The organism is Sedimentisphaera cyanobacteriorum (assembly GCF_001997385.1).
Taxonomy (GTDB): domain Bacteria; phylum Planctomycetota; class Phycisphaerae; order Sedimentisphaerales; family Sedimentisphaeraceae; genus Sedimentisphaera; species Sedimentisphaera cyanobacteriorum.
On record NZ_CP019633.1, the window covers coordinates 1,550,175 to 1,574,780 of the forward strand.

Annotated in this window: 19 protein-coding genes; all 19 read right to left on the bottom strand. The window is 47.1% G+C overall.

The genetic code is table 11. The features are described 5' to 3' along the window. Nucleotides 1-138: 138 nt before the first annotated feature. Nucleotides 139-2,307 carry a LamG-like jellyroll fold domain-containing protein gene (locus tag L21SP3_RS06230; protein WP_077540030.1) on the bottom strand — a complete coding sequence of 723 codons (2,169 nt, stop codon included), beginning with the start codon at nucleotides 2,305-2,307 and terminating at the stop codon, nucleotides 139-141. A gap of 46 nt (nucleotides 2,308-2,353) precedes the next feature. Beyond that, the gene (locus L21SP3_RS06235) at nucleotides 2,354-4,441 is read right to left on the bottom strand and encodes a LamG-like jellyroll fold domain-containing protein (RefSeq protein WP_161488122.1); all 2,088 of its coding nucleotides are present in this window, start codon (nucleotides 4,439-4,441) and stop codon (nucleotides 2,354-2,356) included. 344 nt (nucleotides 4,442-4,785) lie between these two features. Next, complete coding sequence (locus L21SP3_RS06240) at nucleotides 4,786-5,586, bottom strand: family 1 encapsulin nanocompartment shell protein (RefSeq protein ID WP_077540032.1); 801 nt, start codon at nucleotides 5,584-5,586, stop codon at nucleotides 4,786-4,788. Nucleotides 5,587-5,588: 2 nt separating this feature from the next. After that, the gene (locus L21SP3_RS06245) at nucleotides 5,589-5,963 is read right to left on the bottom strand and encodes an encapsulin-associated ferritin-like protein (RefSeq protein ID WP_077540033.1); all 375 of its coding nucleotides are present in this window, start codon (nucleotides 5,961-5,963) and stop codon (nucleotides 5,589-5,591) included. A gap of 140 nt (nucleotides 5,964-6,103) precedes the next feature. Beyond that, complete coding sequence (locus L21SP3_RS06250) at nucleotides 6,104-7,318, bottom strand: glycosyltransferase (RefSeq protein WP_077540034.1); 1,215 nt, start codon at nucleotides 7,316-7,318, stop codon at nucleotides 6,104-6,106. A 12-nt stretch (nucleotides 7,319-7,330) separates the two neighbouring features. Continuing rightward, nucleotides 7,331-8,185, bottom strand: a complete 855-nt coding sequence (locus L21SP3_RS06255) for a metallophosphoesterase (protein WP_077540035.1) — start codon at nucleotides 8,183-8,185, stop codon at nucleotides 7,331-7,333. Next, complete coding sequence (locus L21SP3_RS06260) at nucleotides 8,178-9,020, bottom strand: serine/threonine-protein kinase (protein WP_077540036.1); 843 nt, start codon at nucleotides 9,018-9,020, stop codon at nucleotides 8,178-8,180. Before L21SP3_RS06260 ends, L21SP3_RS06255 begins: the two co-directional genes overlap by 8 nt. 71 nt (nucleotides 9,021-9,091) lie before the next feature. Next, nucleotides 9,092-12,130 (bottom strand): ComEA family DNA-binding protein, encoded by a 3,039-nt coding sequence (locus tag L21SP3_RS06265; RefSeq protein WP_123785152.1) that lies wholly within the window; start codon nucleotides 12,128-12,130, stop codon nucleotides 9,092-9,094. A 22-nt stretch (nucleotides 12,131-12,152) separates the two neighbouring features. After that, nucleotides 12,153-13,187 carry a hypothetical protein gene (locus L21SP3_RS06270; protein ID WP_077540038.1) on the bottom strand — a complete coding sequence of 345 codons (1,035 nt, stop codon included), beginning with the start codon at nucleotides 13,185-13,187 and terminating at the stop codon, nucleotides 12,153-12,155. 4 nt (nucleotides 13,188-13,191) lie between these two features. Continuing rightward, nucleotides 13,192-13,962 (bottom strand): type IV pilus modification PilV family protein, encoded by a 771-nt coding sequence (locus tag L21SP3_RS06275; RefSeq protein ID WP_077540039.1) that lies wholly within the window; start codon nucleotides 13,960-13,962, stop codon nucleotides 13,192-13,194. Continuing rightward, nucleotides 13,962-14,756: a hypothetical protein gene (locus L21SP3_RS06280; protein ID WP_077540040.1), complete on the bottom strand. Its 795-nt coding sequence runs from the start codon at nucleotides 14,754-14,756 to the stop codon at nucleotides 13,962-13,964. The genes L21SP3_RS06275 and L21SP3_RS06280 overlap by 1 nt, the downstream gene beginning before the upstream one ends. A gap of 51 nt (nucleotides 14,757-14,807) precedes the next feature. Beyond that, a complete protein-coding gene (locus L21SP3_RS06285) occupies nucleotides 14,808-15,659 on the bottom strand; it encodes a type II secretion system protein (RefSeq protein WP_077540041.1) in 852 nt (283 codons plus the stop codon). A 33-nt stretch (nucleotides 15,660-15,692) separates the two neighbouring features. Next, the gene (locus L21SP3_RS06290) at nucleotides 15,693-16,652 is read right to left on the bottom strand and encodes a prepilin-type N-terminal cleavage/methylation domain-containing protein (RefSeq protein ID WP_077540042.1); all 960 of its coding nucleotides are present in this window, start codon (nucleotides 16,650-16,652) and stop codon (nucleotides 15,693-15,695) included. Nucleotides 16,653-16,670: 18 nt separating this feature from the next. Beyond that, on the bottom strand, nucleotides 16,671-17,288 hold the full coding sequence (locus L21SP3_RS06295) for a type II secretion system protein (protein WP_077540043.1): 618 nt from the start codon (nucleotides 17,286-17,288) through the stop codon (nucleotides 16,671-16,673). 66 nt (nucleotides 17,289-17,354) lie between these two features. Then, on the bottom strand, nucleotides 17,355-18,326 hold the full coding sequence (locus tag L21SP3_RS06300) for a type II secretion system protein (protein WP_077540044.1): 972 nt from the start codon (nucleotides 18,324-18,326) through the stop codon (nucleotides 17,355-17,357). 123 nt (nucleotides 18,327-18,449) lie between these two features. Next, complete coding sequence (locus tag L21SP3_RS06305; protein WP_077540045.1) at nucleotides 18,450-19,703, bottom strand: type II secretion system F family protein; 1,254 nt, start codon at nucleotides 19,701-19,703, stop codon at nucleotides 18,450-18,452. Nucleotides 19,704-19,713: 10 nt separating this feature from the next. After that, the gene (locus L21SP3_RS06310) at nucleotides 19,714-21,462 is read right to left on the bottom strand and encodes a GspE/PulE family protein (protein ID WP_077540046.1); all 1,749 of its coding nucleotides are present in this window, start codon (nucleotides 21,460-21,462) and stop codon (nucleotides 19,714-19,716) included. A 175-nt stretch (nucleotides 21,463-21,637) separates the two neighbouring features. Then, nucleotides 21,638-22,774: a type IV pilus twitching motility protein PilT gene (locus L21SP3_RS06315; protein ID WP_077540047.1), complete on the bottom strand. Its 1,137-nt coding sequence runs from the start codon at nucleotides 22,772-22,774 to the stop codon at nucleotides 21,638-21,640. A gap of 44 nt (nucleotides 22,775-22,818) precedes the next feature. Beyond that, a complete protein-coding gene (locus L21SP3_RS06320) occupies nucleotides 22,819-24,531 on the bottom strand; it encodes a GspE/PulE family protein (protein WP_077540048.1) in 1,713 nt (570 codons plus the stop codon). Between the last annotated feature and the right edge of the window lie 75 nt (nucleotides 24,532-24,606).

The following is a 24,606-nucleotide window of genomic DNA, read 5'->3' on the forward strand; positions in this document are numbered from 1 at the left end:
GAATGAATGTTTTTACGAAATCCTCAGACAATTTTTGAAATAATTTTACTGCCTTGCTCATTTTTACGAGATAGCAAAAAAAAGGAGCCCCCTTTTCAGGGAGCTCCTTAGAGTTATTAAAGTATCTTCGGGTAAAGATTAGTCAAGCTGAGGATAGAGATTAGATTCATTCCAGTCCACGGCCATCATAGCGAAATCAGCCAAATCAACCTTGCAGTCTCCATTGAAATCGAACTGGAGGTCTTCAGAGTACGGATCTTTACAGAAGCTTTCTCCTGTAATATCGTAATACTCCTGAGCAATCTGGTCAGTTGTGAGTGCGTAGTTGTACATCTTTATCTCATCGAAAACGCCGGGGGTATGCCGCCAGAGAACGCCGTCCTGATCACGCCTATCGCACATAAGCTGAACCGGGAGCAGGTGTTTATTAATTTCAAACGAATCACTTGCTGCGACCAGTGCACCATTAACATACAGATTCAGCTGTGAGTCTTCATTGTTCACGAAAGCCAGATGCGACCATTCGCCTGGAGTAATCTGGTTATCTATGGGGGCTGTTAAGGGATTATAATTAGGGGTGTTTCCAGCAATCTGCCCATCTTGGTTAAGACCAAACCACCAGTTATTCTCAAGCTCACGGTCGGTAGAGCAAACGAGTCCTGTCAAAAAATCGGTAGCTGCCTCAGGGCCTGCCCATTTAAGCCAGAAAGTTATTGAAATTTCGCTGGTGTATTTTGCCGGCTCGAAAGGCTCAGTCTCAGCTGCTGCCAGAGCATTGGGTTCTGTATCAAGAGCCTGTCCGGTGCTTGCAGGGTCAACCCCGTCAACCCACTGGCTTTCCAGAGGCGTGGTGTTCGGGTCTGCATGATGCTCATCGCCTGAATAGTCGAGGTAATCACCATCGAGAGGCCAGTAGCCAATCATACGCTTAACGCCGAGCCTGGCAGAATCAGAATCAGCATTTCCGTTTGTGTTGCTCGCACGGCAGAAATATTCGCCCTGATCTGCTTTTTCAATATTTGAAACGGTGAGGCTTGATGCGTAGCTGTCGCCATGCTGGGAAACTGAGATTGTTATATCGGCATCAAAATCGTCAACTATTGTTTCCGGGTCGCCTGCCTTCACCCACTCAACTGCTGCTGGAGTTTTGCTTGTGAAGGCTGCATTGAATGTAAGCTCAGAGCCCGGAAAATCTGCAGCATCTTCCGGGGAGTCAGTAATAGCGGGTATTGCAGGAAGAGCCTCGAAATGCCAGATAGGGCCAGTTATGTTGCTTGGAGAGCCCTCAGCTGCCCCGCTGATCTGCTCTTCCACCTGCCAGTAGATCTCATCACCCAGCGAGAACGATATTGGAATTTCCAGAGGGTCGCTGCCGGCAGGCAAAAACGCGCTTACAGCTTCAACATTATTGCTCGGGTCTTCCGGGTCGTAAGTTGAATACGCTGTAACGAAATGGCCTGTAACATCGGGGTTTGGATTAGATGTGTTGGCCGGATCGCCTGCTGTATCAAACTGAAGCGAGGTAACGGCAGCAGGGTCAACATTTACTGCCCCGTTTGCAGGGACAGGATTCCTCGGGAGCTGCTCCATATCGATTACATCATCAAAAATCTGTCCTCTCATTTCCATTCCGGTGGTGCCGTTCAGATTATCAGAGTAACCCTGCACAAGAAGTTCGGGTACGTCGTCCTCCGGAGTCCCAAGTCCCCCGTAATCCAAGCAGTTGCCTCCGCCTTCCGGTGTAAAACCGAGGAAAGTTACAGAAGTATTGCCTGAGAGATTCGCTGAGCCTGATGTTCCGGAAATTGTTTCGGTATAAAGCCGGCCGTTGATAAGAACAGTTAGCTCGCCTGTATTCGTGTTGAATGAAGCCACAACCTCTGTTTCTATGTTCGGATAAACAGGAGCCATAACAACTGCTGCTGTGCTGTCCGATGCATCGGTATCATATAGGCCGTCTATTGGCTGATTTGAACCGCCAATTCCGTTAGCCCCCTTTGAGGCAAACGTAAGCATACCGTCGCAGATATAGATTCCGTTTCCGTAATGCACGCCGCCTACTTCAAGAATAACGACAGGGCCGTCGGTTTTAGTGGTATCAGCTTCAGAGGGTGTAAACTTCGCAGCTAACGTGATCGTGCCTGAACCGGTTATGCCCCCCATATCATCGGCGTTGCCGCACTGCCTTTCTGTATAATCAACCATGGCCTGGGCGTCATCAAAGCCGGGGACAATAGCCCCTGCAAAAAGCGATGATGAAACAGCAAGACAGCATATAAATACAAGAATTTTATATATATTCGTCATTTTATATTCTCCATAAAAAAGTTAGTATCTACCTTATAAACGCTGACTACTCAGCTGCTCCGGTGAATATCTTACTATTCAGCCAGTCAACTGATACAGCAGCAAGGTCATCAAGCCCTACTTCACAGTCGCCGTTTATGTCGTAAACGAGGTTCTCAGCATTCGGCTCAACACAAATCTGCTCGCCGGTTACGTCGTAATAGATTCCGGCAATTTCTTCAGGACTCATAGCATAGTTATACAGCCTTACATCGTCCATAACCGCCTCAATCATATTGTCAATGTTCTCTTGAGTAGAGCCAAGGATAACAGGACGGGAGGTGTCGTTGATGCTGTATCTGCCAGGATTGGTTATAGCAACCTGAGAGCCGTTGATATAGAACGCTCCTACTTCATCTTTTGAAGAGGTGAATGCTATGTGCACCCATTCATCAGGAGAAATCTGGGCAAACTGATAGGCGTCATATCCCGGAGCATTTACCCTGACTATTCCGTTTCTGTTGTCTATCTCCAAGAACCAGTTAATCACTGAATCATCACGAGAGCTGAAAATGCCGCGCCAGATTACGCCGTAATCATCGGTGCCCGGCCATTTCAGCCAGAGAGATGCCGTAATTTCGTCTGTGTATTCAGCGGCGTTGAAGGGCTCGGTTTCGCCTGTTGATTCCCTTCTGCCGATTGTGCTTAATGCCTGGCCTGTCTGAGCTGGAGCAACGCCGTCAACCCACTGTGCCGGATCAGGTTCTCCGTAAGGCGTAACATCATGACCTTCCCCGGAATAGTCCTGATAGTCCCCGTCGAGAGGCCAGTAGCCAACCATACGCTTAACAGCTAAAGCCGCTGAGCTGGACTGAGTATCTCCGTCGGTATTAGATGCAAGGCAGTAGTAATAGCCTTGGTCTGCAACTTCTGCATTATCAATGTAGAGCGTTGAGGTGTAGCTGTCCCCGTCCTGAGCAAGCTCAATGGTTACATCCGGATCGGATTCAAGAAGCTCGGTATCAGGGTCGCCTTCTTTATACCAAGCAGCGGATGCAGCGGTTTTGCTTGTGAAAGAAAATTCGAAAACAGCCTGCTCGCCTGCAAATACTGCCTGATCTTCCGGCTGAGAAACAGCAGCAGGAACTGGAGGAAGCGTTTCAAAGCTCCATACCGGGCTTAGTATGTTAGCCGAATCACCTTCAGGAGCTCCGTTTATCTGCTCCTCAACTCTCCAGAAAACTTCCTGCCCGAGATCGAGCTCGAATGTTTCAGGGGTATTGATGGGCACAGTAATAGGATCGCTTCCTGCTGGAACAAAAGTTTCGTACAGCGGAGGAAGCCCAAGATTCGGATCGCCGTTCAGGCCTTGATAGAATGTAACGAAATGACCTGTAACATCAGGATGCTGAGAACCCGGGTTAGCAGGGTCTTCTGCGGTTTCAAAGGCTGCCTCAGAAACAACATCTGGATCAATATTAACGGAAGATGTTGCAGGAGCTGGGTTGTTAGCCATAAGGTTGGGGTTTACAGCAATTCCAAAAATCTGCCCTCTTACGGGCTCGCCGGCAACTCCGTCAAATATCCATGTGTTACTTTGATTTAAGAAAGGATTTTCCTGATCATTTCCGCCGCTCAATCCGCCCATATGAATAGACAGAGCCTGATCACCCAAGAAAGCCACTGTCTGATTTCCAGTAAGGTTATCAGAGCTGACAGCGTTAACAAGATAGCGGATTTCGGTGTTTCCGTTTACGGAAGTTAAGATCATGCCGGTAGTTAGATTAAGCGATGCATAAACAGTATTTTCCTGCCCTGCTATCGCCTCTCCCATCTCAACAGACATAGCACCGTCAGTACCGTCAAGGTCTGTCAGTTCGCGAGCTCCATCATCTGCGCCGGTTCTGAGGGCGAATACAAACTCACCGTTGCAGATGTAAATTCCGCTTCCGTGAAGCGTTCCGCCTGCTTCGATTATTACAACTGGGCCGGATTCTTCGGTAACGTCCAGCTGTGAGGGGGTGATTTTGGCTGCGTGTGTGATAGTGCTGCCGGGATTCAATGCAGAAATATCTCCACCTGAACCGTCTTTTGCAGCAGTGTAATCCACGAGGGCATCGCCGTCGTCAAACCAAGAGACTATATCCCCTGCCATGGCGGATGCCGCAAAAAAACAACAAAGAAAGGTTAAAAGCACTTTTTTCATAATAATGCCTCCGAAATAAAAAAAATAATATTAACAGGCAGCGTCCGCGACGCCGCTACTAATTACTTATTTTTGCCTGACTAAACACAAATTTTTAATTCCTACGGTTTTGTCAGTCATTTACATTAAAACGCTTTATATACAAATACAAGTTTAAGAACAATTTTTGCAATTTTTCTAATAATTTTTGCAATTTAATTCGAAATTTACCATCCCTGCTTTAAATTTGCGCATAAAAAAAAAAGCTGCCGCAATTAACGGCAGCTTTACTTAGCTTTATGATAATTTCAGATTCAGCCGAACACTGCAGCGGCTTTCGGTTCGAGAACTCTGAAAGTAAATGATTCTGTTATAAAGAACTCTACATCTGTTTTGTTGTGGCTTGCATATCCTACAGAGAAATCCTTGCCGACTGTGAGCTCGAAATCTCCGCCTCTTCCAGAAAGCAGGACGCCGCCATCGACAGCCTTCGACAAGATTATTTCTCCGCCGGCGAGCAGGTCTGAAACTGTTCTGTAAGGCGGATACCCTCCGCCGGCAGCTCCCATAAGCTCGTAGTACTGGTCTGCGGAAAGTACAAGATTGAACGGGCCTGTAATTCCTGCTGAGGTAAGGGCTTTTACAGCCTTGGCAACAGCAGCAGGATATTTAGATGCAGATTCAGGAAGCTTGATTTTATCGTGCTCGCTGGCCTCAATGATTCCTGTGATTCCGGCTTCCTTGAAGCCCTGATAAATCACTTTATCCTCAAATACAGCGGCCTTCGCTGCTACTTCCTGTACTGGGTCGAGATCAACGTCGCTTGAGCCTCTCGTGAGATTATCGATCTCCATCTGCTTCAGAACAAAAGGCTCGCGAACCTCTATTAGGCTCTGAGTTTTTCTTATTCCCCAGCACAGCTGATCCTTGCCTTTGCTCTCAAGCTCAAGCCTTCCGGTGTTTACCGCGCCGAGCTCCCAGCCGAATGGGCCGTTGAAATCCACCACTTTTCTGCTGGTTATAACATTTCTAATGGCATCTGCTGCTTCATTGTCTATTTCAGCCCATGCATTTTCGCTAACTGGGGCAAATTCTCTTTTAAGTATAGTAGGCATAATTATCCTCCATTCTTCATTGAACCAATATTAAGGCTTGAACCATCGCTCCCTGCGGGCTGGTCTTCGCCGCCGCCTTCTTCTGCATCCTCAATCTGAGTTATGGGTGCAGTTGTGTTGAGATAAGTCTGAAGCTCTTCATTAAATGCAGAAATCTTCCTTCTCAGCCACTCAGTAAGCATAGCAGCGTGTTCGAGCTCTTCGTTCCTGTTGTGTTCAAGTATCTCTTTAAGCTCGGGGTCTTTTGCGCAAGATGCCCTTTCGCCGTACCAATGAGCCGCTTCAAGCTCTTCCATAAGGCTTGATATAGCTCTTCTCTCCTCAAGGATCTGCTCGGGTAAATTTTCCACAGGTTCGTGGAGACTTTCCAGCGCCATATTGTTCTCCTTTTCCTAAAATATTCTAATAAACTGTTTAATCTTTATAAAGGTTACCAAACCAGAATTTACAGTCAAGTTTTTTACTAAAGAAAACAAATATTTGTTCAAAAAAGAATTGTTAAATATTGAATTGCCTGCTAAATCCGCTTAGCCCTGTATGCGCTTATCATCTTATACCGTACCCCCCTCCAAGTTATAGTTCTGCCGAAGGCTGAAACAAACAGGAATACAATCATAAAAAGCGAAACAATGCTGGAGAGTGTGATATCATAGATGGAGTATTTCTGTATATCTTCGCGGTATCTGTAGAGCAGATTCTGCATTGTTTTCTGCCTCCAGTATGCCCGGACGCACATAGCAGAAAAGAAGATTAGCGATGTTCCCAGTGCATAGTAAGCCGAGGGCAGTGAGTTTGCAAGGGCGTAGAGGCCGTAAATAAGAGCTCCCCACGAACCAAAAACCGAAAACATCGCTGCTATAACCCCGAGAATCCAGACAATCGGCGAGGTAACTCGGGTAATCATAAGCTGCCTGTAAATAAAATCGAATAGCCTTTTCCAAGTGAACGCCTCGTATGAGGCCACCATACACAGCGGACTGTAGCGGATTCGATAGCCTGCTTTGAGGACTTGAAGGCTGAGGGTTAGATCGTCGCTTACGCAGGTCTGCCAGATTTTATGCAGCTCGAGCTTGTAGAACAGCTCTTTCCGGATTGCCATAGACCCGCCCCAAGCCTGATTGAATCTGGTTTTCCCGAGAATCTGAGCAACCTTGCCGTTGAGGATTGAGAGGAACAGCACAGGGATATTCCCGTCTATCGGGATAAACCAGCGATAGCCCGTACTCGCACCAACTTTCTTTTCCTGCTTGAGCGGGTGAACAAGGCTTCCGAGCCATTCGGGCAGGGGCCTTGCATCTGAATCTGCAAAAGCGAGAATCTCTGTATCTTCGGGTGCAAACTTTAGGGCATGAAGCATATTGTGCGTTTTCTGGCAGGCATTTTCAGACACCCCCGCAACGCTTATCATCACGCTTAGGGCTTTTGTTCGGCCTTCAAATTTCTCCTTCAATCTGCAAAGGACAGGGTAAGCCGGGTCCTGCTCGCTCTCCACGACAAAAGAAAGGTGATAGTTTTGGTAAGCCAGCTCAAAGAAAGCTGAAATGTTTTTTTCGAATTCGGTATCAAGCCCTTTGCAGGGAATCGTAAGGTAAACATTAGGCGAGAAATCGTTCAGGCTGTCCTTTTCTTTTCTCTTAAGATTATGCTGATTGTTTCTTCTGATAAACTCAAGGAAGCATAGCTGAGTAATTACAAACAGCAGAGAAACAGTCTGATACCATTCTATGTGCACACTTTTACCTCATTAAAGGTCGTTCAATCTTTTCACAGATTCGACGACTTCGGAAAATTCATATTCCCTCGCCAAATCCAATTCGCATATACAGCCATTGCTGTGCTCGGTGGTAATAATAACGGTATTTGGCGGAGAAATCAAATATCCTTCGGGGTAATTTTGATGGCCAAGGATGAAAAATTTAGTACTCAGCTTGTCTGCAAGCTCTGTAAGGAATTCCTGCGAATGCTTTTTGCCCCAAGTAAGAGAATAGACTGAATTCGGCCTGTTCATATCCGAAATAAGCAGAGGCCGGGAAAATACATCCTGCTCAAACTCGTCCTTGAATCTCTCCATCGGGAGGGAATGGCTGATAAAAAAGCCGTTTTCGGTTCTAACGGCTATAGACTGATAAAACAAAAGCTGCTTAATTGCAAGAAGAACGTCTTCCCATTTATCATCGAATGTGTTCTGAAGGCCTTTTTCAAATCGTTTGCGCATCTCCTCGCCTGCCTTCAGGACATCCGAGCCTGTTATCGTAGAGCAGTCGTGATTGCTGAGGATCATATGCACGTTTTCCGGGAAGGCGGTTTTCAGCTCGCATACCTTTTTGAGCAGTCTGAAAGACAGCCCGCCTCCATAGGCGTCCTTCGGTCCTCCGTGAACTATTTCCTGCACAATTAGATGAGTGTCCGGGTTGTTCTCGAGATCCGCATATTTTTCTATCTTGTCGAAAGCAGAGTCATAGCCGTGGAGATCTCCGGCAACAATAACCCTGCCCTTATCGGGAAGCTTGATTATATTGCCGTCTCTAACTGCCTGATGCCTGTTTAATGCGCAGGCCTCTTTCAATGTCTCTATGTACTGCTGAGCGGATTTATGCATTTTTTCCGTTCCTCTTTGCAGCGACTGTTTTTATCATATCATCGAGCCTCGAAATCAGAATGTGCATACCTGAAGGCCTTTCAGCAGGGTTTGCATTTACGCAATCCATGATGAGATTTGAAAGCGTCATTGGGATTTTGCTGTAAATCCGGCTTGGGCTTTCGGGCTTTTTTGATTCCTCAAAGCCGACGCCTGCGGCAATATCATTCTGCTTGGGCAGAACAGTAGGCACTTTTTTGCCGGTTAGCACCCAATAGAAAGCAGCTCCGAGATTGAAAACGTCTGTACGGTGGGTTATAGGCTGCTTTCGCACCTGCTCGGGGGCGATATAGTCCGGAGTTCCCTGCACCCTTGCCTTCACCGTACCCACAGGGCAGGACTGGCCGAGGTCTATTATCTTTATCTCGCCTCTGCCCATATTTACAAGTATGTTGTTTGGCTTAATATCGCAGTGGACGAAGCCCGAACGGTGCATCTCGTTGAGCCCTATAGAAGCCATGCGGAAAATAAGCATCACATCTATGAGGCTGAGCCTGTTCATACTGTCCAGCGGGAGGCCGTTGAACAGCTCCATTGTCATAAGTACTTCGGTGGTTTTCAAGAGCCTGCGCCTTTTTATAACCCTGTAGCACTTTCTTATGTACTTATTGTCTATCTGAGAAGCCACCTTGAGCTCGGTATCCACCTGCTCGACAAAGCGCATATCATCATTATGCTCCACAAGGACACGTTTCAGGGCTACGACATCGCCTGTCTGGTGGTCCTGAGCTTCGTAAATAGTGCTCTTGGCACCTGTGCCGAGAGTTTTTCTTATAGTGAAACCGGGTATTCTCATATCAATGAACCAGAAAAATCCGAAAAGCGGGAAATTATAGCCGGCTAAACGGAAGTGTCAATCTGTTTGCCTCACTCTTCAACATCTTTAATAAATATTTCAGGTTTGTCTGAACTCTCCCAAACATTGCTTCTGTCTATTATGCAAACCTTACGCTTCTGAACGCCTGAAACACCCTCTCTAACCAATATGTATGCTGTAAACACATCGCTTCGAACAGTGGTAAGATTGGCAAGCCGTTCGAGGATTATGTTCCTTTCTTCAAAATCATCCATCACAGAGCCTTCGGTGAGGTCTATGTGTGAATTTTCGGAATCTGAAAGCTTCTGGCCGTCTTTGGCCAGCTGCTGGAAATCGTAATCAGCAAGGCCGGAATCATTTGTAACGTTGATAAGCTCATATATCGAGCTGAAGCCTTTTTCGGCCGCCCTGTCGTCCCGCCGGGCGGTATTGCCTGCGGAATAATCGGGCTGCTCGGATTCGCCAACGCCAACGCCTGTCATATCGCGGTATGCGATTATTGCCTCTGCAAGCTCTTCATCCACCCACGGGAGAGTCATAAGCACTGCCTTCGGAGCTGTGTTTATGTTTATCAGGCCGTAGGAGACTGTTTCTCTGTATCGTGCAGAATCCTCGTCTTGGTTGTCAATATCGCCGTCGCCGTTGTTGTCTATGCCGTCGCCGAGCGGATCATCTGTTGTAAGCCTTGCTCCGTCGTTGTTGATTCCATCATAAGCGGGGGCTGTTTCGTAGTAATCTTCGCCGTCCTTGAGGGTAGTCATAACAGTGAACACGTTCGCAAGGTCTGCATAGCGATGGTCTGCAAGGTCGAACCGGCCGAAGCTGTCGAATATTGATATCCCGTCTGCCCCGAGAGAGCCTGCCCTCTGCTGGTGAGTTTGCACGGCTCCTGCAAAGGTCTGTGAATCGTTTGGGTCGTCCTGATCTGTGAATGAACAAACCGCCGGCGCCATAACGATCTGGGCTGGCGAGAAGATCGGCTCATTTGAAGGCTTGAGCTGCATCTGAATATTATTCAGCTCCCCTGTAATGTCCTGACCTATTAAGATGAAGGCGTTAACATTAACGAAAGAATCAGGCAGCAGGAGGCCTGTATTATCGCCATCTTCATCAACGAGCTGGCCTTGCTTCTTCTGGAATTTCTCTTCGTCCGGTGCAACAGGGGTGTTTAACTTAACCTCTGCCCAGTCAACCAGGAGGGTATCTCCTGATGCCGGGTAGTCTTTTTTGTAGATCTTTACAATATCACCGTTTTGCAGTGAGAGGGATGGATAGGAATAGTAATCGAAGGAATCCTTGAAAATCTCTTCTGCGTCCTGCTGGTCTGCAAGGTTGGTTACTGCAGCAAATCCATCTGCTGGTATATCATCGTCAACCACATCAGATAAATTGAATTCATTGACAACAAAGCCGTCTCTAACGATATGAATCTCGTATTCATTGCTTGAGGCTACAGTCATCCCGCCTTCACGGAAGAATTCGAGCAGGTAATATGTGCCTGTAGGTACAGTGCCCAAATTTTGCGGGTCTGTATGATCATAGATGCCGATGGCGCTGCAGTGGAGCGTTATATCCTTGAGCTCCTCTGCGCCGTCATAGCCGTAATAAAGGATATTGGAATCGCTGTCGTAATGATCGCTGCCTTCGCTGTCAGAGTCCTGCCAGTCGAGCAGGTTCAGTGCGAACTGGGTGCTAAGCCTTCCGGCTGAATACCCCGCTCCGAATTCCTCGTGAGGGCTGTCGTTCAGTACGCTAAATACTGCTTCACGAATTTCTGCGAATTCATAATCAGCTACGCCTTCCTCGCCGGTTATCTCTTCGGGGAAAGCCTTTACTCCCAAATCAGGCGTAATCTGGCGTGATTTGCTCATTGCAGTAAAGAGGTGGCGTCTTTCGGGATTGACTGTTTTCTCGTCAATCTCGCCGCCTCCGAAAATGCCAATGTACCAGCTCTCAAGCGCATCAACATTAGAAACTCTGGTGTCAGCGCCGTACATCTTGTACATATCGCCCCAGTAGCTGTCATTAGCGGGATCATCCTCATCTGCTCCGACAGTTGCCGGAAGCAGTGATTCAAGGCGTGATGTAAAACTTGAATTTATGCAGAAGCGGTGCCTCAGCTCAAACTCATCGTCGAGGCTGTAGGGGCGGTAGTAGCTAAGGCCTTCAGAGGAAGTATTTTCAATCCTCAGAGCTGCGTTTTCCGTATAGCTGAACCAGTCATCCTGAACTCCCGGCCTGCATCTTGAATTGTGGAAATCATCAATATTATCGGCCTCTGGAATAACTGGCGCATACCAGAAAGGACCGCCGTATTTATTGTTATTGGTATTGAGCAGAAAATTCATCCCAACGCAAAGCGGAGACTCGCCGGAATATTTATATTCTTCATTGCCGCTATTTTGTTCAATATCATTGAAGTAAGCAGTGTTTACGTTGACCATAGCTGAATTGTCTATAATCCGCACTGCGGCGAAATAGCTCTGCCCTGCCGGGGTTTTCATATCTGGAACTTCAAACCACCTCGCATCTACTACGCCGTCTCCATCCGCATCTGCAGGGAGGCCTTTAATATCTTCCGCGGTGAGCTCATCATCTTCGTCTTTATCATCTATAAATTTGTAAAATTCCTGATAGTCCGGGATATTTTTCATTGTTCCGGGCGGGTCAACATTCATATCGTTTTGAGATTCCGCGCCGAAATCAGCGAAACTCGGCTTGCTTATCTGCAGCCATTTTACAACGTCTCTGCCGGTTTCGTTTTGATATTTAACCACGCCCCCGCCATTATTTAAATCCTCGCCGGAGTAATACGGCTCAAGGCTGGCAAGCCAAGGGTCAGCGGGGCCCGGATAGTCAAACGGTTCGCTTGAAGCTGAGCAGTCCTTAGCGATCTCATCTGCTATAAGCTCCACTACCACACCCGAGGCGGTTTCTGTGTATGCGTCTTTTTTCTCAGCAGTGAGCTTTAGATTGCTTATCCTCGCAACAGAGAGCATTGTAAGCCCTACAGCAGCGAGAACTGCCATAAGAACCAGCACAATAATCATTGCCGAGGCTTTGCTGTTTTGTTTTAAGCTTTTCATCATAACACTCACTTAATCAGGCGAATCAGTCTAAGTAAACTGTCTGGCTGAAGGTTTTTACGTTTCCTGAATCGTCCAAATCTTTTTCAAATTCGAAGCGGAACCTGACGGCTATAGGCTTCAGGCCGGCCTCTATCGGCGCAGCTTGAGCAGAATTGCCGCTGAGCTCTATTCGCTCGAGCTCTCCGTCTCCGGGAGTGAACCAGCCTTCGCCGGTCAAATCAAAGCCGGCCATATTGAAGTAAACGCCGAATTCATCACTGCCAATCAAATCGTAATCCGAATCATTGCCGGTATGAGAGGTGTATGGGTCTGAATCCGGGAACCACCTTGTTATATACGGCTCGCTGCCGTCTGGGAGGCGGTCTTTCTCTGCTCCAAGGCCTGTTTGGATCTGAAGGCTCTTTACGCCGTCGAAAAGAAGAATCGGCCAAAACTCGCTGTTCCACTCGGAATCAGAGGTTTCAGGCGAGAACAGCTCAGAATTAAATTCTCTCAGATAGCCCAGGTAAGCCAAAACATTTAATTCATTTTGAAAAAGCGAATTCCATCTCAAAAGGGAAATACTGTCGTAGCCCTTTTTATGGCTGTCAAACAGGCTCTGAGGAGCTAACATTGGTCCGTTTATCGTGGGGAAAGGATCCTGATTTGAATGACCGAGATCGTACTGATACTGGTCTATAATATTCACCTGGCGGATGAGCTTGTTATTATCTTTATCTATAGAATAAAGCACCCTTGCAGATGAGCCTTCTATCTCTTCGGCCTCGGTTAGCGGATTTGCATAACCGCTGAAGCCTGCCGAAGAGAAGAACTGCATTCTGGCGTCTCCGTTTTCGCTGAACCACACGGCAAACGGGGCGTCTTTTATAAGAGCCTCAAGGTCGTTAGACAATACGTCTTTAGAAACGCTGAGCCTGTCCATAACAGAATTCACATGCGAGGAGGCCTTCTGCGCTCGGGCTGCCTCGTGAAATACCGCCGCTCCGGTGGCAAGGATGATAACCACAAGAGCCGCTGATATAAGCATTTCAACAATTGTCATTGCTTTTCTGTTCATATTCTCAGCTTTCAAAATTCAAAACCGTTTCGTAAACGCTGATAGCAGGCGAACGCATCCCGCCGTTCGCTGCCGGGGGAACTGTCCAGACAGTGGTGATATTATCCCTGTCAGAATCCTCAAGGAACTTATCTATCCTGATATAAACATCTGCTCCTTCGGTGAAGATGTCCTCTATCTGATAATCATTGCCTGTGTTATCAGCTATGACAATCGCCTCTTTTACAATAAGCTCTTTCCAAGAGGGGGCTGTTCTTGAAGCGAGCGAGCTGTGAAGCTTCAAGAGATTCCCGGGCCTTGCATCATCAATTTCATCATCCAGAGGAAGGGCTATTAAGTTCGGGTAATCTGCCCAGTCATCGGGGTTTTGAGAGAATTTGTTATCATTAGTTCTGTAGAGGCTGTTTTTAAATATCTTTCTGCACGGTACAATCAAGAGCCTCCTAGCCTGACCTGCCGGAGGGCTGAGAAGCGGAGCAATAAGATACTCGCTTGAGCCTTGTTCATCTTTTACTCTGTATTCAGAGACATCTCTGCTGAGATTGCTGAATACATCTTCAAAACCAGCAGCGGTTGAGGGCTTTGCGAGGATCTTCATATCCGTCTCGAACTTTTCAGCTGCGAGCGAGCCTATCGTTTTCTCGGCGTTTTTTGCGGTGAGCGAGATTCCAAGCGGAAAAACGCTTGCAACAAGGGACATACCTATCACAAAGATACCCATAGACATGAGAACCTCGGTGAGAGTGAATGCCTTTTTGTTTGTTCTGTTTCTCATTATTCTACCGCTTCTGTTTTAAGAAGGCCGCCTGTCCAAGTGTTGATTCGGTATTTCGGAAGCTGGAACAGAAATAAGCCCTTATCCTCCGCCTTCTGGAAGTCGAGATTTTTGAAAACAGATATTCTGCTAAGTCTGCTTTTTTCGCCGCCGTAGCCGTTTTCGGCGCTGTTATCAGCGCTTAAGAGTATCTTTGAGTCCTGCAGATTTCCCTGATTGAAGTAATCCTCGTACTCACCGAAGAGAATATCTTCACTGTTTGTCTTGCGGTAATCAGGGAAGATGCGCACCTTTCTAACAACCGCCTTGCCCGCCGGGCTGAAGCAAACGGTAAAGGTGGTAGTATCGTTCAGGTTCTTCGGTTCTACAGGGTTTCCAAGCGGATCGCTTTCATATATCTTTTCGTTTGAATAATTGCTTCTTTTGCGCATATCGCAGATTGAATAACCTGCGGGGAGATTCACGGGCTTTCTGCCCGGGACGGGCTCAAAAGCATACTGCCTGCTTGAGTGCATCCCTTCGATATCACCTATAAACCGCACAAAAACCATATACTGGCTCCCGTCTTTGCTGCGCTGGAAGCGCACGCCTACGGGTTTCCCCTCGCTTACCGCCCTTGCACGGGCATTTGCAAGCGCAGATTCAACCGTATTAACAACGATACCCTCAGATATGAAGGAATCCTTGAGTGCTGCTGCCGGAGGGATTGCCAGAAATGCCAGAACGAGCATCAATGACAGAACCACCAGGAGCTCAACGATTGTATAGGCTTTTTTATTCAAATTTATATCCATCTGCGGCCCCGCTTTTCAAGCTTAAAACCAAGCGCACCAGCCGCTTAATTTCTACTGATTTTGGCTGAAATTCGTTATGTCGTCTTCTGTGCCGAACTTGCCGTCTTTGCCCGCTGTGATAAGCAGGAAAGACTGAGGGCGGTATGGAACGATTTTGCTGTCATCCGCTGATGAGATAGACTCATTCTTGATATACTGATTAAAAACTTCCTGATCAGTTAAAGCCCCGTCCGGGTCTTCCCAAGGACGCTCAAGGCCATTAAAGAATTGTGAATAATCTGAGTTATCCGTATCGAAAGGTACATTGCTGTCGCTTACGTCATAAACGCTTGATGCGCCTGCTGCTGTCTGCAGCTTGTTGTTTGTATTAGCCCTGTAGTAAAGAACCGGCATACCGTATTCAGCAGAGTCTCTCTTGAACACATCTGCTATGTAGTATCCGCCCGCTGCTAAATCCAGAGCGTCTTGCGTATGGCCAGATTCAACAGGATTTATCTTATCCGGCTCGATGTATGGGCCGGAGCGGGAATCGAGATTGAGTACATTGCCGTCATCATCTGCATAGAGGTTGTTATCATCATCTGCGTCAAACTGCGGTAGAGCATCTGGGTGAAGCCCAAGCATATCATATCCGAGAAGCGCTTCTGAGAGCTTCTGGCTTCCGTAATAAGCGTTCCCGTCTGAATCTGTATTGTCAGAATCGGGATACTGGCCGAAGTCGTTATTGAACGTTTCGAGGGCAACTGCGATTGTAGTAAGCTGGGATGTCTGCCTAACCTTCTGGCCTACATTTGCCACCTGATTTAGTGCAGGAATCAGCAGCACCAGCAAAACAGCAATTATTGATATCACCGTTAGAAGCTCAACGAGCGTGAAAGCCTTTGATTTATTTATCTTTTTCATATTTCAATCCTCTAAATAGAAGCTGCTAAAGCCTTAATTATCAAAATTCGTGATATCATCATCAGTTCCGAAAGCGCCGTCGTAGCCGGCGGAGATTATTATATATGAATCTTTGCGGACAGGCATATCATACGACCCGACCTTCCGGCTTGTAATAAACTCGTAGAATTCCTGCTTGCCGTCTTTCCCGTTTCCGTCTTCATCGCCCTCAGCGAATCTGTGAGGCTCATCAGGATTCTTGAGGTTTTCCATTTCGAAGAAGCCGATGTTGTCGTAATAATTGTAAACCGAATAGCTGGACGCCTCTTCATCCATGCTCGTCCAGCTTGTGTTTTCACCCGGACGAAAATATTTCGCCGAAGGATTAGACCTGAAATACAGCACTGGAGTTCCAGCCTGAACAACCGAGCCGCTCTCCAGCTCCACTCGCTTCATACTGTAGTTGTCGCTGATTACCGGAGCCCGCTGGTAGCCATTGCTTATGCTGTGGGAGTCTGCATCGTACTGGCAGTAGATACCGCCGTCGCTGTAGTCATCATAAAGCTGGCTTGGCTCTACAACGTTTATGCTTTCTCTGTCTATATTGAGATACGGCCCAACCCTGTTGTTCCGGCTTTTCTCCTCTTCAGCATCGTAGTAAGTTGGCTCATTATCGATTCTTTTCTGCTCTCTTGAGGCTACGTAGAAGCCTGAATCCTCGTCAACGCCGGCAAGGTCTCTTCCTACAAGCCCCTCTGCAAGCTGCTGGGCTCCGTAAACATAACTGCCTCCGAGAGGCATACGCGTGGAATCGGGATAAAAGCCGAATTCCTTTTCAAAAAGCTCCAGCCCCACTCCCATAGAATGAATATTTGCGGCCTGCTGCATATTCTTGGATACAATCCGCACCCTTCCGGCAGCCACACCAATCACAGACATCAGCATGGCGATAATTGAAATCACCACGAGAAGCTCAATGATTGTAAAACCTTTATTATTGTCAGGAGCTTTCATTTGAAACCTTCCATAAAATCAGAAATTACTTATATCGTCTTCGGTATCGAACTCGCAGTCCGGGCCTGCTGAAACAATCCTCGGGAACGTCCATTCAGCTTTGTAATAATACCGTATTGCATTGCCCCAAGAGTCTGTAATCCTCGGGAGTATATACTCTTTGCCGGCATAAGCTGCCTTGAGCGTTTGGCCGTCATATTTTGCAGTTATCATATCAGAGGAGATCTCTTCGAGAAACTTCGCTGAATCAGGGCATCTTGAAAGAATAAAATAAAGCGCTTCAGAGCCGGCGAAGCTGTTATGAACAGAGGGTTCAGGAAGAAGCGTAACCGCGCCGCCATCAGCTTCCGGGCTGCCCGAGATTTCGGCCTCAATAATCTCTTTGAGCTCATCAGGCTGAGGCAATCTGATATTCCCTGAATCATCTAGTGTTGTAAAAGGAACGTCGCCTCGGGCATTCTGATATCGCTCCACAGCATCAGCAAGAACCGTTAAAAGTGCTTTAGTGTCTTTAAGCTTGAACTGGTTCTTCACTTTGACAGAAAACGGCACCGCCACGCCTGCTATTATAAGCAGAACAGCTGAAACAATCAGCAGCTCAACAATCGTAAAAGCTTTTAGTTTGCGCGGGCGCATGGCACATTCCTTCCCTGCAGGCCGCCGGCCGCAGAGAGCGGCCGGGCTTATTAAGTCTTAACAGGATTATTCTTTTTCGTTGTCAAAGTTTGTAAGGTCGTCGGCAGTTCCGTAGAGACCGTCTTTGCCGGCAGACCAAAGGATATATGAGTTCGCTCTGTAAGGCCTTTTGATAGAGTCAACTTTCTCGTTGAGGATGAGATCTTCGAGCTTATCTTCACTGTATGTTTCGTCTGCTTCGTAAATAAACGGATGTTCTTCATTCTGCGAACCGGGTACGCCTTCATCTATCAGGGCATAGTTGTCGATAGAGTAGTAGATGTCGTCCTGATACTCATCGAGGTCATCCTGATCGTTCTCGTCGTGCGTATAATCCTGACGGCTGAACTGAGTTCTTGCCTTGAAGTAAAGAATCGGCATACCGGTTTTCAGCCCGCTGGCTCTTCTGGTTTTTGCGAAGATATCGCAGAGAACAAGAGAATCAGCAGCAAAGTTTGCCGTATTTTCGTAAACATCGCTCATCTGGAATGCGTTGGCATTTTCAAGATCGAGATAAGGCCCAGTTCTTGCATCAAGATTTTCTTCAGCTGTCTGCCATTGGGCAGTGTCTGTTTCTGCGTTGTAAACCTCTTCAAGACCTCTTGTACCATCATCATATCTCACGCAGGCCTCTCCATCGCTCCAGAAACCTGAAGAAGGATGGAAGCCGAGCATATCTAAGCCCATCATAGCCTCTGCAAGCTTATTGGCACCAACGTAATGATTTGTGTCTTCCTGAGAGCTTCCGGCACAGGTTCTCTCCGGAGTTAAGTCGTTATTGTCTTCGTTAATGTTGTCGTATGAATCCGGCATCTCGCCAAAGTCCGACTGGAACAGCTCAATGCCCACTTCAATACTGTGGAACTGAGCCTTCTGCTGGATTACCTTGGAGTAGTCGCGCACCTGCTGGAGCGCCGGAAGAAGCAGACTGATGAGAATCACGATGATCCCCATAACGGTAAGCATCTCCACAATTGTGAAACCTTTAGACCTTTTCATAATTCCTGTCCTTTCGATATTACTTTTTAACAAGCCCGGCTTACTGACCGGCCGGAAATCGGCATTTATTAGATTTCAGATTTACGATTCAAAATTTTCAATTTTTATTTTTTGCTTTCCTGATCATCCCATAAGAGCTGTAATGATAGTTACAATCGGCAGGAACATAGCAAGAACAATCGTTCCTACGATAAGGCCGAGTCCGACAATCATCAAAGGCTCAATAAGAGACATCAGAGAACCTACAAGTACATCCACATCTTCATCGAAGTTGTCTGCAACTTTGTAGAGCATTTTATCGAGATCACCTGTTTCCTCGCCCACATCAATCATATTGACAACGAGCGGGTCAACGGATTTTGTTTTCCTTAGCGGATTTGCGAATGTATCACCCTGCCTGATAGCCACATGCACCTTATCGAGCACGCCGGCATAAATCTCATTGTCAGCTGTGTCTCTCGTGATATTGATTGCGTCGAGAATAGGAACACCTGCGCTGATAAGCGTACCGAGCGTTCTTGTCCAGCGGGCAACACAGATTTTGTATGAAAGAACACCTACGACAGGCAGCCTGAGCTTAATCTTATCAAGAACGAGCCTTCCGAAACGGAATTTGCGTATAAATTTAAGAAAAATCTTGAAGGCTATCGGAAAAGCTATCACATAGACCCAGCCGTACTGGTTTGAGATCCAGTCGCTCAAGTCCATAAGGGCGAGCGTAATTCCGGGCAGCTCTGCCTTTCCGTCGGTCATATCTACAAGCACCTCAGCAAACTGAGGCACGATAAATTTCATCAAACCCAAAAGAATTAAAATAGCTATCGCAAGAACTACAGTAGGGTAGGTAAGAGCACTTTTTACCCTTGATTTGAGCTTTTCAGCAGATTCGTAGAAATCTGCAACACGATTGAGAATAACATCGAGAACACCGCCGAGCTCGCCGGCAGCAATCATATTAACGAAAAGGGTGTCGAAACATTTGTTGTACTTCGCCATAGACTCTGAAAGGCTCAAACCGCCTTCAATATCCTCAGACATAGCAGAAATAATCTTCTTGAGCGGCTTGCCCTTTTTCTGCTGCTCCTCGAGAATCTGGAGAGAGCGCAAAACCGAAAGTCCTGCATCCTGAAGCGTACTGAGCTGCCTTGCGAACTGGGTAACGTCTTTTGTACCGACCCTTTTATTCACACCAAACCGGCCTCTTCGCCGGCTTGTATCCACTTTAACCTTTTTCCCACCGCCTTTGGCCTTTATCTTTGTTGGATAATTGCCCTGATTGCGTATCTTGCTTCCGGCCTCCTTGCTGTTAAGGGCTTCAATTTCGGCCTTGAATTCCTTGCCGTTGGCATCTAAGGCTATATATTCAAAAACTGGCATTTCTCACTCCTTACTCTTCATCAGCAATGGTCTCCTTGACAACTTCTTCAATGGTCGTAAGCCCATCATAGATTGCCCTGAGCCCGCTTTCTCTAAGTAATACCATACCGCCTTTTCTTGCAGAGTTCCTGAGAACGGCAGTTGAGGCGTCATTCATTATCAAATCACGAATTTCATCGTTGAAGGCCATAATTTCAAAAATGCCGAGTCTGCCTTTGTAACCTGTGTTGTTGCAAACATCGCAGCCTCTGCCCCTGTAAAACTTTTTACCCTTCACATCGGAGGGGGTTAGGCCGAGTTCCATAAGCTCTTCTTCGGCCGGCTGATACTCCCTTTTGCAGTTCTGGCATACACGCCTTACAAGACGCTGTGCAACGATAGCCTCTACAGTTGCAGTAACGAGGAATTTCTCGAGGCCGAGGTCCAACAGACGAGCCACAGCACTCGGTGCGTCGTTGGTGTGAACCGTAGTTAAAACGAGGTGTCCTGTTAGGGCAGCTTCAGCAGAGATCTGGGCTGTCTGAAAATCTCGAATCTCACCAACCATTATCACGTCTGGGTCCTGCCTTAAGATTGATCTCAAACAGGCAGGGAACGTGAGGCCGATATCCGTTCTTATCTGAACCTGATGAAGGCCTTCAACATCGTACTCTACCGGATCCTCAGTTGTGATTACCTTTCTTTCAATGCTGTTGAGCTCTTTGAGGCCTGCATAGAGTGTGGTTGTTTTTCCTGAGCCGGTTGGGCCGGTAACGATGACAATCCCGTTCGGCCTTCCGATAACCTGCTCCATAAGATCAACCTCCCTAGGCCCGAGGCCGAGCTCACTCATTGTAAGCTCAATCTGGGAGCGGTCTAAAACACGAAGCACTACGCTCTCGCCGAATACCGTGGGCAGTATGCTCACACGCATATCCACCTGTCGGTTGTTGAGAGTAAGCGAGATACGGCCGTCCTGAGGGAGACGCCTTTCGGAAATATCCAGATCCGCCATTACCTTAACCCTCGAACTGAGAGCTACAGCAATATGCTTAGGCGGAGGAACCATCTCGTAGAGCACCCCGTCAATACGGTAGCGCATGCGGTAGCTCTCTTCAAAAGGCTCGAAGTGTATATCGGAGGCCTTGTCGTTTATCGCCTGAATCAAAACAAGATTCAGCAGCTTCTTAACAGAGCTGGATTCGGCAAGCTCGGAGATCTCGTCGAGGTCGATACTCTCATCGCGGCCTTCCATACTTGTAAGGAAGGAATCCTTCTCGATCTCTCCGATAATTTCGTTTATGTTGCCCTTGTCTTTTGAGTAGTACCTGTCCAGCACCTGATCAAGGGAATTTTTAGATGTAACCACAGCCTTGACATTATAGCCCATCAAACTCTTGAGCTCATCTGTAGCCCTGAAATTGTTCGGGTCGTCTATTGCTATGGTGAGAAGGTTATCTGACTTGCTGAAATCAACAGGAACAATCCTGTAGGAGGCTGCCATTTGTGCCGGAATAGTGCTGGCCACCTCGTCGCTGAGCTCCATCCCTTCAATCTCGCTGTATTCCATTCCCCTCTGCGCGGCCAATGCTACGTTCAGCTGCTGCTGGGTAATGTGCCCCTGGGATATCAGGATCTGCCCAAGCTTTTGCCCCGCCATCTCGGACTTCTGCAGCTTGATGCATTCATGCAGAACATTCCTCGTAAGGATGCCCTTCTTTATAAGGACCCTTCCAAGGTATCTACCCCTGAGTTGATCTAATGGGACTTCTTTAGCCATAATTAGCTTTCTCCGTCTTCTTTGCGAAACTCGAGCATTATTGAAGCTCTAACATTAATATAACACTGAAAAACCGCATTACAAGCAATAAAAAGGTTAGACACTTAGTAATTGAAACAGCCTCTTTGTATAGAATGCGGATTTGGGCTTTTGAAACATCCAAATTTTGGGCGTCTCAGGCCTGGCCGAGAGTCTGCATTTCTCCAATGATCGGCCCCATTTTTGCGTGGTCGGGGTCTTTGGGGAAGTTTTCCCTTGCCTTCTTGAGCATCTCTGCGGGGTTTCTGGATTTGTCAACCAGCTCCATAAGGGAAATCTGCCCCTTCTGATAAAGCTCCCATAAGTGGTCGTCAAGAAGCCTCATACCCAGATTGCGGCATGTCTGTATGGTTGATTCAATCCTATAGGTCTTATTTTCCCTGATAAGGTTTGAAATAGCTGGAGTAACAAGCATAAACTCGTATGCCGCTACCCTGCCTTTTGCATTCTTAACCGGACAAAGCGTTTGAGAAAGCACGGCAATAAGGTTGGTACTGAGCTGCACCCTGATCATTTCCTGCTGATTGGTAGGGAAGGCATCAATAATCCTGTTTACAGTTCCCTGACAGCCGGTGGTGTGAAGCGTTCCAAATACCAAGTGTCCAGTCTCTGCGGCACTTATAGCAGCCTCGATTGTATCGAGATCGCGAAGCTCACCTACGAGAATAACATCGGGGTCCTGACGCAGAGATCTCTTCAGTGCCTCAGCAAAAGTGGGCACATCAAGCCCTACCTCACGCTGGTTTATAACCGCCCTTTTGTGGTTATGATAATACTCAATCGGCTCTTCCACAGTAATGATATGTGTATCAAGATTTTCGTTGATATAGTTAATCATACTTGCAAGCGTTGTCGTTTTACCCGAACCAGTTGGGCCGGTAACGAGGAACAGGCCTCTCGGGCGTCTGCAAAGGCTGGCAGTTGGGCCGGGGAGGCCAATCTGATCAAATGATAAAAACTTTGAGGGAATCAGACGAAGAACCATCGAAATATTGCTCTTCTGCCTGAAAACCGCCACACGGAAACGACCGTAATCGCCGAAAGCGAAACCAAAATCGCAGCTTCCGTCTTCCTGAAGCTGCTGCTGATTTTTCTCCGGCGTAATACTTTTCATAAGGGCTGTAGTGTCCTCAGAATCCAGCACTTTTGTATCCAGTGATTTGAGCGATCCGCTGATACGAAGTGTCGGCGGGCGGCCTACGACAATATGTATATCTGAGCCCCCCATTCTGATACAAGCATCAAGTAACCTGTCAATTTGTATAGTTGCCATTTATGTAAATCCTGTAATTTTATAATGATATTATAAATAATTTTTTATTCGATAACAATCTCGTCGCTCTGCGCAACTCTGGCCACCTCTTCGGGCGTTGTGTAGCCTGAGAAGATCTTCTTAATCCCGTCTTCAACCAGAGGCCTCATCCCGCTTGAAAGGGCAGCTTTTCGAAGCTCCTGAGTAGGAGCGCAGGCAAACGCAAGCTCTCTCAATTCTGTATTCATTTCGAGCATTTCGAAAATAGCCATACGCCCCTTATAGCCTGTGCCGTTGCACCTGCTGCAGCCTTTTCCTTTGTATATTGGTTTTTCTTTGAAGTCTTCATTTTGAATGTTCAATGCACGAAGGTATCTTGAATCGGGTTCATGGTCAACCTCCTTGCATTCAGAGCAAATCCTTCTTACAAGCCTCTGAGCCATAATGGCCTGTATCGAACTTGCCACGAGGAAAGGCTTAACGCCCATGTCAATCAAACGAGCTACAGCACTTGAGGCATCGTTTGTATGGAGTGTACTGAATACCAAGTGTCCTGTGAGAGCTGCCTGAATGGCGATATCAGCCACCTCGCCGTCTCGAATCTCACCAACAAGAATAACATTCGGCGACTGCCTCAGCATAGAACGCAGGATAGTGGAAAAATCAAGTTTGATTTCCGTATTAACCTGACACTGATTTATTCCGCCTACCATATACTCAACAGGGTCTTCAGCGGTAATAATCTTCTTATCCGGACGGTTAAGCTCTTTCAGAGCTGAGTAGAGCGTAGTTGTTTTACCAGAACCCGTTGGGCCGGTAACAAGGAAAATACCGTTCGGCCTCTTGATAATTTTTTCAAATCTGCCGTAAAGCTCGTCATCAAACCCGAGTGCCTGAATACCGATATTAACATTATCCGGACGCAGAATACGAAGAACAATGCTCGGGCCGTGATACCCGGGAAGGCAGGATACACGAAAATCGATCTGCGTTCCTTTGTACTCCCTCTTAATACGGCCGTCCTGAGGAATCCTTCTTTCCGCAATATCCATATTGGAAAGAATCTTGAAACGGGCAATCAGCGGATTCTGCATATTCTTGGGCACATCGCTTCGCTCTATGCACACGCCGTCGATTCTGTAGCGAATACGCACCCTTGAGGCCATTGATTCAATATGAATATCCGAAGCCCCCATATTAACCGCTTCATCAATAATCAGATTAGCAAGCTTGATTACAGGCCCGTCATCATCGGCCTGCTCGGCATTGCCTGCAATCTTGATTGTGCTTTCAATTGTCTCGCCCTCTTCGAAGAGGTCTTCAGTAGCCTTATCGATGCTGTCTCGTATTACATCTGTAGCCTTATTGATGTATTCCCGAATTCGAGTTGGACTGCCTACATAACATTCGAGGTCTTTGTTGAATTTGAAGCGGAGCGTGTCGAGAGCCTCGAGATTTCGAGGGTCTGAGATGATTATTTTCATTTTTCCGTTCTCTTCGCCGAACGGGATTGCCTGTAGGGATTTTACGATGTCCTTGGGGAGATAAGTCTCTACGTTTTCAGGGAGCCTGATCTGATCGAAATCGGCGTATTTCATTCCTGCCTGCTTGGCAAGAGCCGAAGCCACATCATCCTCGGTTACCGCGCCCATTTCTACAAGAACCTCGCCTGTAAGCCGGTCTGTCTTTTGAGCAGTTTTTACTGCTTTTGCCAGAGGCAGCTTATCAACGAGATTCCTACCGTAAAGAATTTCTCCAATTCTTTTTTTCTTAGCCATTGGATTTATGCCTGAATTGAATCATTAACAAAATTAAAGCCTGCATTTTTGGAATTATATAAAGGCTTTGTTTTT